The following is an 11797-nucleotide window of genomic DNA, read 5'->3' on the forward strand; positions in this document are numbered from 1 at the left end:
GTTCAAAGGGCGGGACCCCGGATCGCCATCCGGGGTCCCGCCCTTTTTACGCGTGTTGACGGCGATCACGGGCGCGTCCTCCCTCGTGCGGCCCGCGGTGATCCCGCCGTGATTCCGCCATGATTCCGCCGTGAGCCCGCCCTGGGTCCCTGCGCCGGACATGCGGAGGGCCCGGCCCCCTCAGGGGAGCCGGGCCCTCGCGGTGGCGTCCCTACGCCTTGCGCAGGCGGAACGTCAGCGTCAGGCCGTCGTCCGTGAACGGGGCGCCGTACGTGTCGTCCGCCTCACCCTGGGCGAAGTCCGTGGCGAGGACCTCGTCGGCGATGAGACCGGCGTGGCCGGACAGGGCGTCGGCGGTCGCCGGGTCGGTCGCGGTCCAGCGCAGCGCGATGCGGTCGGCGACGTCGAGGCCGCTGTTCTTGCGGGCCTCCTGGATCAGCCGGATCGCGTCCCGGGCCAGGCCCGCGCGGCGCAGCTCCTCGGTGATCTCCAGATCGAGGGCGACCGTCGCGCCGGAGTCGGAGGCGACCGACCAGCCCTCGCGCGGGGTCTCCGTGATGATGACCTCGTCGGGGGCCAGGGTGACCGTCTCGCCGTCGACCTCCACCGAGGCCGTGCCCTCGCGCAGGGCGAGGGAGAGCGCGGCCGCGTCGGCATTGGCGACGGCCTTGGCCACGTCCTGGACCCGCTTGCCGAACCGCTTGCCCAAGGCGCGGAAGTTGGCCTTGGCGGTCGTGTCGACCAGGCTGCCGCCGACCTCGGAGAGGGACGCCAGCGACTCGACGTTGAGCTCCTCCGTGATCTGCCCGTGCAGCTCGCGGTCGAGGGCGTCGAAGCCGTTCGCGGCGATCAGGGCGCGCTTCAGGGGCTGGCGGGTCTTCACGCCCGACTCCGCGCGCGTGGCGCGGCCCAGCTCCACCAGGCGGCGGACCAGGACCATCTGCTTCGACAGCTCCGGGTCGATCGCGGAGAGGTCGGCCTCCGGCCAGGAGGCCAGGTGGACGGAGTCCGGGGCGCCCGGGGTGACCGGGACGACCAGGTCCTGCCAGACGCGCTCGGTGATGAACGGCGTCAGCGGAGCCATCAGCCTGGTGACCGTCTCGACGACCTCATGCAGGGTGCGCAGCGCGGCCTTGTCGCCCTGCCAGAAGCGGCGACGGGAGCGGCGGACGTACCAGTTGGACAGATCGTCGACGAACGCGGAGAGCAGCTTGCCGGCGCGCTGGGTGTCGTACGCCTCCAGAGCCTGCGTCACCTGGTCGGTGAGCGCGTGGAGTTCGGAGAGCAGCCAGCGGTCCAGGACCGGGCGGTCGGCCGGGGCCGGGTCGGCCCCGCTCGGCGCCCAGCCGGACGTACGGGCGTACAGGGCCTGGAAGGCGACCGTGTTCCAGTACGTCAGGAGCGTCTTGCGGACGACCTCCTGGATGGTGTTGTGGCCCACGCGGCGGGCCGCCCACGGGGAGCCGCCGGCCGCCATGAACCAGCGCACCGCGTCGGCGCCGTGCTGGTCCATCAGCGGGATCGGCTGAAGGATGTTGCCCAGGTGCTTGGACATCTTGCGGCCGTCCTCGGCGAGGATGTGGCCGAGGCAGACGACGTTCTCGTACGACGACTTGTCGAAGACCAGCGTGCCGATGGCCATCAGCGTGTAGAACCAGCCGCGGGTCTGGTCGATGGCCTCGCTGATGAACTGCGCCGGGTAGCGGGACTCGAAGAGGTCCTTGTTCTTGTACGGGTAGCCCCACTGCGCGAACGGCATCGAACCCGAGTCGTACCAGGCGTCGATGACCTCCGGCACGCGCGTGGCCGTCCGCCCGCAGCCCTCCTGGGGGCAGGCGAACGTGATGGCGTCGATGTACGGGCGGTGCGGGTCCAGCTCGGACTGGTCGGCGCCGGTGAGCTCGGTCAGCTCCGCGCGCGAGCCGGCGACGGTGAGGTGATCTTCCTCGCAGCGCCAGATCGGCAGCGGGGTGCCCCAGTAGCGGTTGCGGGAGAGCGCCCAGTCGATGTTGTTGTTCAGCCAGTCGCCGTACCGGCCGTGCTTGACCGTGTCCGGGAACCAGTTGGTCTTCTCGTTCTCCTGGAGGAGGCGGTCCTTGACGGCCGTGGTGCGGATGTACCAGGACGGCTGCGCGTAGTAGAGGAGCGCGGTGTGGCAGCGCCAGCAGTGCGGGTAGCTGTGCTCGTAGGGGATGTGCTTGAAGAGGAGGCCGCGCTGCTGGAGGTCCTCGGTGAGCTTTTCGTCGGCCTTCTTGAAGAAGACGCCGCCGACCATCGGGACGGACTCCTCGAAGGTGCCGTCCGGACGGACCGGGTTGACGACCGGCAGGCCGTAGGAACGGCAGACCTTGAGGTCGTCCTCACCGAAGGCGGGGGACTGGTGGACCAGACCGGTGCCGTCCTCGGTGGTGACGTACTCGGCGTTCACCACGTAGTGGGCGGGTTCCGGGAACTCCACCAGCTCGAACGGACGTTGATAGGTCCAGCGCTCCATTTCGGCGCCGGTGAAGGTCTGGCCGGTGGTCTCCCAGCCCTCGCCGAGCGCCTTGGCGACCAGCGGCTCGGCGACGACGAGCTTCTCCTCGCCGTTGGTCGCCACGACGTAGGGGACCTCGGGGTGCGCGGCCACGGCCGTGTTGGAGACCAGCGTCCAGGGCGTCGTCGTCCAGACCAGGAGGGCGGCTTCGCCGGCGAGCGGACCGGAGGTGAGCGGGAAACGGACATAGACCGACGGGTCGACGACCGTCTCGTAGCCCTGGGCCAGCTCGTGGTCGGACAGACCCGTGCCGCATCGGGGACACCAGGGGGCGACGCGGTGGTCCTGGACCAGCAGGCCCTTGTTGAAGATCTCCTTCAGCGACCACCAGACCGACTCGATGTACTCGGGGTCCATCGTGACGTAGGCGTCGTCGAGGTCGACCCAGTAGCCCATGCGGGTCGTCAGCTCGGAGAACGCGTCGGTGTGGCGGAGCACGGACTCGCGGCACTTGTCGTTGAAGGCGGCGATGCCGTACGCCTCGATGTCCTGCTTGCCGGAGAAGCCGAGCTCCTTCTCGACCGCCAGCTCCACCGGGAGGCCGTGGCAGTCCCAGCCGGCCTTGCGGGCCACGTGGTAGCCGCGCATGGTGCGGAAGCGGGGGAATACGTCCTTGAAGACGCGCGCCTCGATGTGGTGGGCGCCGGGCATGCCGTTGGCGGTGGGCGGGCCCTCGTAGAACACCCACTCGGGGCGGCCCTCGGACTGCTCCAGGCTCTTGGCGAAGATCTTCTGCTCGCGCCAGAAGTCGAGCACCGCGTGCTCGAGGGCGGGCAGGTCGACCTGGGCGGGCACCTGACGGTACTGCGGCTGCGTGTTCAACGAGCTTCCTCCGGCGGACATACTGCCTTCCGTCGGAGGGACGAGAGCCGACTTGCCTGTCTACGCCGTGTGCGGCGCGCTCCCGCGGTACCACCCTCCTTGGCCCTCCGGTGCGCTCTACGCGCCGGTGAGCCCCCTCATTGGGGTCGCGATGCCGGTTCTACTGGCCTCCGCCTGTCGGCTGCGGCTTTCCTCCGGCGGCTCCGGGGTGATCTTCACGTCGCGCTCACCCCCGGGCTTCCACCGTCCCCGGGTCGCTCTTGGCTGCGTACGCCGCTACTCGTCCCCATCCACGCTTTTCGCTCCGCCCAGTGTACGGCTCCCCGACGACGGCGGCCGACGGGTTTTCGGGGGCGCGGGGCCTGGCGTACGACCAGGTCCGGAATGGCCCGAATGGTGGCTTTGTGTGAGGGTATGGGCGTTCGGATTCCGAGATGCCCGACTCGGCGGATTACCCGGCGGGGAGCTGGGCACAACGGATGCAGGCCCGCCGCGCGGCATGCGCGAGGCGGGCGAATCGGGCGGTGCGCCCCGTTGCCGCGGGCTCCAAGTCGATTTATCGTCCCAGCACGATTCGCGTGCAAGATCACAATATGTGAAGGGGCCGCGGCCATGGTGGCGAAGAAGACCGCCGTACAGCAGTCGGCGTCCGGCAGCTCCAGGAGTGCCTCCCGGGCTTCCGGGCCCTCCGCTGCCCCCGGTGGCGCGGCCGATGACGCCAGGGCCGTGAAGACGGTGCGGGCCGTTGTGGCCGGGGTGACGAAGAAGGCGGCGGCCACGAAGGCGGCGGCCACGAAGGCGGCGGCCACGAAGGCGGCGGCCACGAAGGCGGCGGCCACGAAGGCGGCGGCCACCAAGGCGGCGGCCACCAAGGCGGCGGCCACCAACGCCGCGGCCCGAAGACCTGTGGAGGAGGAAGCGGCGGAGGAGCCGGTCGAGCGGGACGGGCCGGCCGGGAAGGCGCCCGTCGCGAAGAAGAGCGCGGCGAAGAAGGCCGCCAAGAAGGCGGTCGCGAAGAAGGCGGTCGCGAAGAAGGCGGTCGCGAAGAAGGCCGCAGCCAAGAAGGCGACCGTGGCGGAGGCGACGACCGGGAAGAAGGCGACCGTGGCGGAGGCGATGACCGGGAAGAACGCGGCCTTGGCGGAGGCGGCGACCGGGAAGAACGCGAGCGGGGCGGAGGCGGGGACCGGGAAGAAGGCGGCCGGGAAGAAGGCGGTTGCCACGAAGGCGGCTGCCAGGAAGGTCACCGCCAAGAAGGCGGCGGGTGAGAAGATCGCCGGCGCCGAAGGCGTGACCGGGACGAGTGCGGGCAGGAAGAGCACGGCCAAGAAGGTGGGCGCGGCCTCGGCCGCGGAGCAGACGGGAGCCACGACTGTGGTTGCGAAGAAGACTCCGGGTACGGCCACGGCGGCGAAGACCGCCGTTCCCAAGGCGCGCCTCGCGGCGGTGGAGCCCGGCGAGCTCGCGGTGCGCCCCGGCGAGGAGCCGTGGACGCCGGGGGAGGTCGAGGGGGCCCGCGCGGAGCTCGAGTCCGAGCAGGGGCGGCTGCGAGCGGAGCTCGCCGCGTCCGAGGCGGCCCTCACGGGGCTGATGCGGGACTCGGGGGACGGCGCCGGGGACGACCAGGCGGACACCGGGACGAAGAACATCACGCGGGAGCACGAACTGGCGCTGGCCGCCAACGCGCGCGAGATGCTGATCCAGACCGAGCACGCCCTGGAGCGGCTGGACGCGGGCACGTACGGCCTGTGCGAGAACTGCGGCCAGGCCATCGGCAAGGCCCGGATGCAGGCCTTCCCGAGGGCCACGCTGTGCGTCGAGTGCAAGCAGAAGCAGGAGCGCCGGTACTGATCACCTGGCTGCCGGGGGGTGTGCCGTACCCTCGTCCTCAGTCAGGTACCTAGGTTGAGGGACTCACGTGGCAGAGGCGGAGCGCGTCATCGGTACGCCGGACACCCCAGAGGCGGGATCCGAGCCGGAGCAGTCGTCCGGCCCGGACGGGCAGGAGAGCACCGGGGCGAGGCCCAGGGGCAAGCGCCGGATCGCCGTGCTCTTCACCGTCGCCACGTTCGCGTACGTGATCGACCTCGTGAGCAAGATGATCGTGGTCGCCAAGCTGGAGCATCACGCGCCGATCGAGATCATCGGCGACTGGCTGAAGTTCGAGGCCATCCGCAACGCGGGCGCGGCCTTCGGCTTCGGCGAGGCCTTCACCATCATCTTCACGGTGATCGCGACGGCCGTGATCGTGGTGATCGCCCGGCTCGCCCGCAAGCTCTACAGCCTGCCCTGGGCCATCGCCCTGGGGCTGCTGCTGGGCGGCGCGCTGGGTAACCTCACCGACCGGATCTTCCGTGCGCCGGGCGTCTTCGAGGGCGCGGTCGTGGACTTCATCGCCCCGAAGCACTTCGCGGTCTTCAACCTCGCCGACTCGGCGATCGTCTGCGGCGGCATCCTGATCGTGCTGCTGTCCTTCAAGGGGCTGGACCCGGACGGGACCGTCCACAAGGACTGATCGCCCGGCGGTTGTCCACAGGGCCGTACGGCGGTACCGGAGCCGTCCTGCATACTCGACGGGTGAGCACGATTCCCGAGACCCGTACCCTGCCCGTGCCGGACGGCCTGGAGGGCGAGCGCGTAGACGCCGCCATCTCCCGCATGTTCGGCTTCTCCCGTACGAAGGCCGCCGAGCTGGCCGCGGCGGGGAAGGTCACGGTCGACGGCTCGGTGGTCGGCAAATCCGAGCGGGTGATCGGCGGCGCCTGGCTGGAGGTCGAGATGCCGCCGGCGCCGGCGCCCGTGCAGGTCGTCGCCGAGCCGGTCGAGGGCATGGAGATCGTGCACGACGACGACGACATCGTCGTGATCGTCAAGCCGGTCGGCGTGGCCGCGCACCCGTCGCCCGGCTGGAGCGGACCGACCGTCATCGGCGGGCTTGCCGCCGCCGGGTACCGCATCTCCACCTCCGGTGCCGCCGAGCGCCAGGGCATCGTGCACCGCCTCGACGTCGGCACCTCGGGACTGATGGTGGTCGCCAAGTCGGAGCGGGCGTACACGTCGCTGAAGCGCCAGTTCAAGGAGCGCACGGTCGACAAGCGCTACCACACGCTCGTCCAGGGCCACCCCGACCCGACCAGCGGCACGATCGACGCGCCCATCGGCCGGCACCCGCACCACGACTACAAGTGGGCGGTCACGGCCGAGGGCAAGCCGTCCGTCACGCACTACGACCTGATCGAGGCGTTCCGCGCGGCCTCGCTGCTGGACGTGAAGCTGGAGACGGGCCGTACGCACCAGATCCGCGTCCACATGGCCGCCCACCGCCACCCCTGCGTCGGAGACCTGACGTACGGCGCCGACCCCACGCTCTCCAAGCGGCTGGGCCTGACCCGGCAGTGGCTGCACGCCGTGCGGCTGGGCTTCGAGCACCCCGGGGACGGGCAGTGGGCCGAGTTCGCCAGCGACTACCCCGAGGACCTGGCCAAGGCCCTGGAGCAGGTCCGCGAGGAGACCTACGGATGAGCGGCGCCCACGGGTACGCGGTGCGGGTCGCCGAGGACCCCGCGGACCGGGAGGCGTGCTTCGCGGTCCGCAAGGAGGTCTTCGTCGGCGAGCAGGGCGTTCCCGAGGACCTGGAGTACGACGCGCACGATCCCGGCGCCGTCCATGTGCTGGCGGTCCGGGAGGACGGGCTGCCGCTCGGCACCGGGCGGCTGCTGTACGGCGAGGCGGCCGCCGCCAGGACCGGCGGCGACCCGTCGGTGGGCTCGCTGGGGCGGCTCGCCGTGACCCGTGAGGCGCGCGGTCTGGGCGTCGGCGTCGCGCTGGTGCGGGCCATCGAGGAGGCGGCCCGCGCGCTGGGGCTCGCGGCCGTGGACCTGCACGCACAGACCCAGGCGCTGGGATTCTACGAACGGTTGGGGTACACGGCGTACGGGCCGGAGGACCTGGAGGCGGGGATTCCGCACCGGTCCATGCGGCGTTCGCTGTAGCGGACGGGAGGCGTGCGACGCTGGGGGTCCGGATGTTCTTGATCGTCTAGACCCGGAGCGCTGACCGTGGACCAGTTGGCCCTGTTGTTCGTCCTGTTGCTCGGGGCCGTGGTGAGCGTTCCGGTCGGGGACCGGTTCGGGTTGCCGGCTCCGGTGCTCATGACCCTGCTCGGGATCGTCCTCGCGGTGCTCGACTTCGTGCCCAACGTGGAGATCCCGCCGGACCTGATCCTGCCCCTCCTGCTGCCGCCCCTCCTCTACGCGGCGGTACGGCGGACCTCTTGGCGGCAGTTCGCGGCGAACGTGCGGCCCATCTTCCTGCTGGCCGTGGCCCTGGTGTTCGTCACCACGGTGTGCGTGGCGGCCGTGGCCCACACGATCGTGCCGGGGCTGCCGATCGCCGCGGCCGTCGCGCTGGGCGCGCTGGTCGCACCGCCCGACCCGGTGGCCGCGACCGCCGTGGCCGGACAGCTCGGACTGCCCCGCCGACTGGTGTCCATCCTGGAGGGCGAGGGGCTGTTCAACGACGTGACGGCCATCGTGCTCTACCACGTCGCGATCGCCGCGGCCGTGAGCGGGTCGTTCTCGCCCTGGCAGGCCGGTCTCGACCTGGTGCTCTCCGCGGTGGTGGCGTTGGCGGTGGGCGTGGCGCTCGGCTGGGGTGCGAACAGGCTGCTGGACGTCCTCGGGGACACGACGTTGCAGATCGGGCTGACGCTCTTGGTGCCGTACGCCTCGTACGTGCTGGCGGAGGAGTTCCACGGCTCCGGGGTGCTGGCCGTCCTGACCACCGCCCTGTTCCTCGCCGAGTACGCCACCGACCCCGACGACGTGCTGACCCGGCTGGCCGGCCACACCTTCTGGGACATCATCGACACCCTCGTCACGGGCGTCGCGTTCGGACTGATCGGCCTGGAGCTGCACAACGCGATCCGGACGGCGTCCGGGCGGTGGGGGGAGATGCTGGGCTGGGCGGCGGTGATCGTGGCCGTGGTCGTCGTCGTACGGCTGCTGTGGCTGCTCCCGGCGACCTGGCTGACGCAACGGCTGCACGCCAGACAGGACCACCTCGAGGACATTCCGACGAACTGGCGCGAGACCCTCGTCATGTGGTGGTCCGGGATGCGCGGGGTGGCCTCGGTCGCGCTGGCGCTGGCCGTGCCGTTGAGGACCGACGACGGCGGCGCCTTCCCCGACCGGGACGAGATCATCTTCATCGCGTTCGGCGTGATCATGGCGACACTGGTCCTTCAGGGACTGACCCTGCCGTGGCTGGTGAAGCGCCTCGGCGTGCAGTCGGACACCGACCGCGAGAAGGAGTTCGAGAAGGAGCTCGCGGTACGGGCGGCGAAGGCGGCGAAGCGGCGGCTGCGGGAGATCGAGGCCGAGGAGAACCTGCCGGAGGAGCTGTCCGAGCAGATGCTGCGGCGGGCCTTCGACATCGGGTTGCGGATCAGCCCGGACGTCGGCGAGGACGAACGGCGGGAGGGGCACGATCAGCGGGTGCGGAGGCTGAAGCGGGTACGGCGGATCCAGGGGGAGATGCTGAGCGCGGCCCGGCACGAGGTGGTCGCGGCGCGCAGCGAACCCGGCTCCGATCCGGAGATCGTGGACCGGGTGCTGCGGCATCTGGACGTGCGCAGCCTCAAGTGAGGCGGCCGGACCCGCCTTCCGCGGCTGCCCCGTTCATGGCAGTCGCGTAAATCGCCACGACCCCTGTCGGCACTCCTCGTTACGCTCGCACCATGGCACGCAATGTGGTGATCAGCGGAGGCGGAACAGGAATCGGGCTCGCGGCGGCGCAGGTCTTCGCCGCGGACGGGGACCAGGTGCTGCTGCTCGGGCGGCGGGCGGAGGTGCTGGAGAAGGCCGGGGTGGCCGGAGCCCTCACCTACGCCGCAGACCTGAGCGAGCCGGAGCAGGTGCGCGGGGTCGCCCGGTTCGTGGAGGCGGAGTTCGGGACCGTGGACGTGCTGATCCACAGCGCCGGGGGCGCCGGGCATCTGGAGCCGCCGGGCGACAGCGCCGATCCGCTGGACCGGGTCGCACACCACTGGACCGTCAACTTCCGCAGCAACACCCTCAGCGCCGCCCTGCTCACCGAGGCCCTGAAGGAACGGCTCGCCTCGCCGGGCGGCCGGGTGCTGTTCGTCAGCTCGATCGCCGCCTACCGGGGGTCCGGCAGCGGGGCCTACGGCGGCGCCAAGGCCGCGCTGCACCCGTACGCCCGGGATCTCGCCCGGGAGCTGGGGCCCCGGGGCGTCACCGCGAACGTCGTCGCCCCGGGCTACGTCGAGGACACCGGGTTCTTCGGGGACGCCATCGAGCCGGCGCGGCGTGAGCGGCTCATCGGTGAGACCTTCACCGGGCGCGCCGGGACGCCCGGGGACATCGCCGCCACCCTGCACTGGCTGGCCTCCCCGGGCGCCGGTCACGTCACTTCGCAGGTCGTCCAGGTCAACGGCGGTGCGGAGCGCGGGAACTGACGGTCAGCGGCCCGTCCGCGGCGGTTCGTGGACGCGACGGGCCGCGCCGTCGAGGGAGGAGGACTGGCCCGGCAGGCGGCCCGGGGCCAGCGCGGCATCGGCCGTGTTGACCCTCGGGAGCGCGTACGGGTGCTCCTTCGACAGCCAGCGGATCATCTCCTCGCGGACCCTGACCCGCACCGTCCAGATGTCGTCGGCGTCCTTCGCCGTGACCAGGGCCCGCACCTGCATGGTGTTGGGCGTGGTGTCGGTGACGTCGAGCCCGCAGGCGCGGCCGTCCCAGGCCGGGCACTCGCGCAGGATGTCGCGCAGCTTCTCGCGCATCGCCTCCACCGGCGCCGCGTGGTCGACGTGCCAGTAGACGATGCCGGTCATCTCCGGGGTGCCGCGCGACCAGTTCTCGAAGGGCTTCGAGGTGAAGTACGACACCGGCATCGTGATCCGGCGCTCGTCCCAGGTCCGCACGGTCAGGAAGGTCAGGGTGATCTCCTCGACCGTGCCCCACTCGCCGTCCACCACGACCGTGTCGCCGATGCGCACCATGTCGCCGAACGCGATCTGGAGGCCGGCGAACATGTTGCTCAGCGTCGACTGGGCGGCCACACCGGCGACGATGCCGAGGATCCCGGCCGAGGCCAGCAGGGAGGCGCCCGCCGCACGCATGGCGGGGAACGTCAGCAGCATCGAGGCCGCCGCGACGACCCCGACGACGGCCGACACCACCCGCATGATCAGCGACACCTGGGTCCGCACCCGCCGGACCCGGGCCGCATCGCGGTGCATGCGCGCGTAGCGCGAGTACGACGTCTCGACGATCGCCGCCGCGATCCTGATCACCAGCCAGGCCGCCGAGCCGATCAGCACCAGGGTGAGGAACTGGCCGATGCCGGTCCGATGGTCCTCCAGCATCTGGGCGGCGTCGTACGACCCTCTCAGCATCGCCGCGCACAGCACGAGCTGATAGGGGATGCGGCCACGGCGCAGCAGACCCCACATCGGGGTCTCGGGGTGCCGTCGGTCGGCCTTGCAGAGCAGGCGGTCGGTGGCCCAGCCGATGAGGACTGTCAGCACGACCGAGCCGCCGACCACGATCACGGGGCGGAGCAGGTTCTCCATGCCTTCGAACGTAACCGGGTCGGAGGGGTCCTGAACATGCGGTTCCTGTGAGGAGGCGCACGCACGGCGTTGTCAGTGCAGGCTGGCACCATGGGCACATGAACATCATGCTCTTTCACTCGACCTATGGTCTGCGGCCCGCGGTGCGTGCCGCGGCGGACCGGCTGCGCGCCGCCGGGCACGAGGTGTGGACGCCGGACCTCTTCGAGGGACGCACGTTCGACACGGTCGAGGAAGGCATGGCCCACAACGAGGAGATCGGCAAGGACGAGCTGCTGAAGAGAGCCGTTCTGGCCGCCGCGCCCTACTCGGAGCGCGGGCTGGTGTACGCCGGGTTCTCGCTCGGCGCCTCGATCGCGCAGACCCTCGCCCTCGGCGACGCCAGGGCGCGTGGCCTGCTCCTCCTGCACGGCACCTCGGACCTCGCGCCGAACGTCTCGGTGGACGACCTCCCGGTGCAGCTGCATGTCGCGGAGCCGGACCAGTTCGAGACCGACGACTGGCTGAGCGCCTGGTATCTCCAGATGGGCAGAGCGGGCGCCGACGTGGAGGTCTACCGGTACGCGGGAGCCGGGCACCTGTACACCGACCCCGACCTGCCCGACTACGACGAGGAGGCCGCCGAGGCCACCTGGCGGGTGGCCCTCGGCTTCCTCGAGACGCTCTAGGAGGGCGCCGACCCGGATCTAGGGCCTCTCTTTCGGATCTTGCCGTCGATCGTGGGGTCTGGCACGCCCATCTGCGGCGTTGTCGTCGCTCGCCAACTCCCCCACGCTCGACTGCGCTCGCGCGGGGGGACCCCCATCGCGTTGACTCCCTCCTCCGCCTTGCAGCTGCACGCACCA

The 11797-nt window shown here is 71.2% G+C and carries 9 protein-coding genes; 7 read left to right on the top strand and 2 right to left on the bottom strand.

Going from position 1 to position 11797, the window contains the following annotated elements:
- Nucleotides 1–211: 211 nt before the first annotated feature.
- Nucleotides 212–3358 carry an isoleucine--tRNA ligase gene (gene ileS / locus ACIRPU_RS32435; RefSeq protein WP_403873736.1) on the bottom strand — a complete coding sequence of 1049 codons (3147 nt, stop codon included), beginning with the start codon at nucleotides 3356–3358 and terminating at the stop codon, nucleotides 212–214.
- A 612-nt stretch (nucleotides 3359–3970) separates the two neighbouring features.
- On the opposite strand from ileS, the gene ACIRPU_RS32440 reads away from it, so the two are divergent.
- The 6 genes from ACIRPU_RS32440 (at nucleotide 3971) to ACIRPU_RS32465 (ending at nucleotide 9836) form a co-directional block, all read left to right on the top strand.
- Nucleotides 3971–5209, top strand: coding sequence for a TraR/DksA C4-type zinc finger protein (locus tag ACIRPU_RS32440; protein WP_403873739.1), 1239 nt, complete (start codon nucleotides 3971–3973; stop codon nucleotides 5207–5209).
- Between the two features lie 67 nt (nucleotides 5210–5276).
- Entirely contained in the window at nucleotides 5277–5873 is a 597-nt protein-coding gene (gene lspA, locus ACIRPU_RS32445) for a signal peptidase II (RefSeq protein ID WP_403873742.1), read from the top strand.
- Between the two features lie 62 nt (nucleotides 5874–5935).
- On the top strand, nucleotides 5936–6880 hold the full coding sequence (locus ACIRPU_RS32450) for an RluA family pseudouridine synthase (protein ID WP_355709691.1): 945 nt from the start codon (nucleotides 5936–5938) through the stop codon (nucleotides 6878–6880).
- Nucleotides 6877–7350 carry a GNAT family N-acetyltransferase gene (locus ACIRPU_RS32455; RefSeq protein ID WP_384118663.1) on the top strand — a complete coding sequence of 158 codons (474 nt, stop codon included), beginning with the start codon at nucleotides 6877–6879 and terminating at the stop codon, nucleotides 7348–7350. The genes ACIRPU_RS32450 and ACIRPU_RS32455 overlap by 4 nt, the downstream gene beginning before the upstream one ends.
- A gap of 66 nt (nucleotides 7351–7416) precedes the next feature.
- Nucleotides 7417–9003, top strand: a complete 1587-nt coding sequence (locus ACIRPU_RS32460; protein WP_403873746.1) for a Na+/H+ antiporter — start codon at nucleotides 7417–7419, stop codon at nucleotides 9001–9003.
- Between the two features lie 92 nt (nucleotides 9004–9095).
- A complete protein-coding gene (locus ACIRPU_RS32465; RefSeq protein WP_385554743.1) occupies nucleotides 9096–9836 on the top strand; it encodes an SDR family NAD(P)-dependent oxidoreductase in 741 nt (246 codons plus the stop codon).
- Nucleotides 9837–9839: 3 nt separating this feature from the next.
- On the opposite strand, the gene ACIRPU_RS32470 is transcribed toward ACIRPU_RS32465, so the two are convergent.
- A complete protein-coding gene (locus ACIRPU_RS32470) occupies nucleotides 9840–10952 on the bottom strand; it encodes a mechanosensitive ion channel family protein (protein WP_403873749.1) in 1113 nt (370 codons plus the stop codon).
- 98 nt (nucleotides 10953–11050) lie between these two features.
- Here ACIRPU_RS32470 and ACIRPU_RS32475 point away from each other — a divergent pair, with 98 nt between their 5' ends.
- Nucleotides 11051–11620 carry a dienelactone hydrolase family protein gene (locus ACIRPU_RS32475; protein ID WP_355709702.1) on the top strand — a complete coding sequence of 190 codons (570 nt, stop codon included), beginning with the start codon at nucleotides 11051–11053 and terminating at the stop codon, nucleotides 11618–11620.
- The last annotated feature ends 177 nt before the right edge of the window (nucleotides 11621–11797 follow it).

It is taken from the genome of Streptomyces sp. NPDC102259, from assembly GCF_044766465.1.
In the GTDB taxonomy this organism is placed as follows: Bacteria; Actinomycetota; Actinomycetes; order Streptomycetales; family Streptomycetaceae; genus Streptomyces.

Bases quoted from the DNA above. Each gene is read 5' to 3' on its own strand.
- ACIRPU_RS32440 (WP_403873739.1), top strand. From the start codon at position 3,971: ATGGTGGCGAAGAAGACCGCCGTACAGCAGTCGGCGTCCGGCAGCTCC.
- ACIRPU_RS32455 (WP_384118663.1), top strand. From the start codon at position 6,877: ATGAGCGGCGCCCACGGGTACGCGGTGCGGGTCGCCGAGGACCCCGCG.
- ACIRPU_RS32465 (WP_385554743.1), top strand. From the start codon at position 9,096: ATGGCACGCAATGTGGTGATCAGCGGAGGCGGAACAGGAATCGGGCTC.
- ACIRPU_RS32470 (WP_403873749.1), bottom strand. From the start codon at position 10,952: ATGGAGAACCTGCTCCGCCCCGTGATCGTGGTCGGCGGCTCGGTCGTG.
- ACIRPU_RS32475 (WP_355709702.1), top strand. From the start codon at position 11,051: ATGAACATCATGCTCTTTCACTCGACCTATGGTCTGCGGCCCGCGGTG.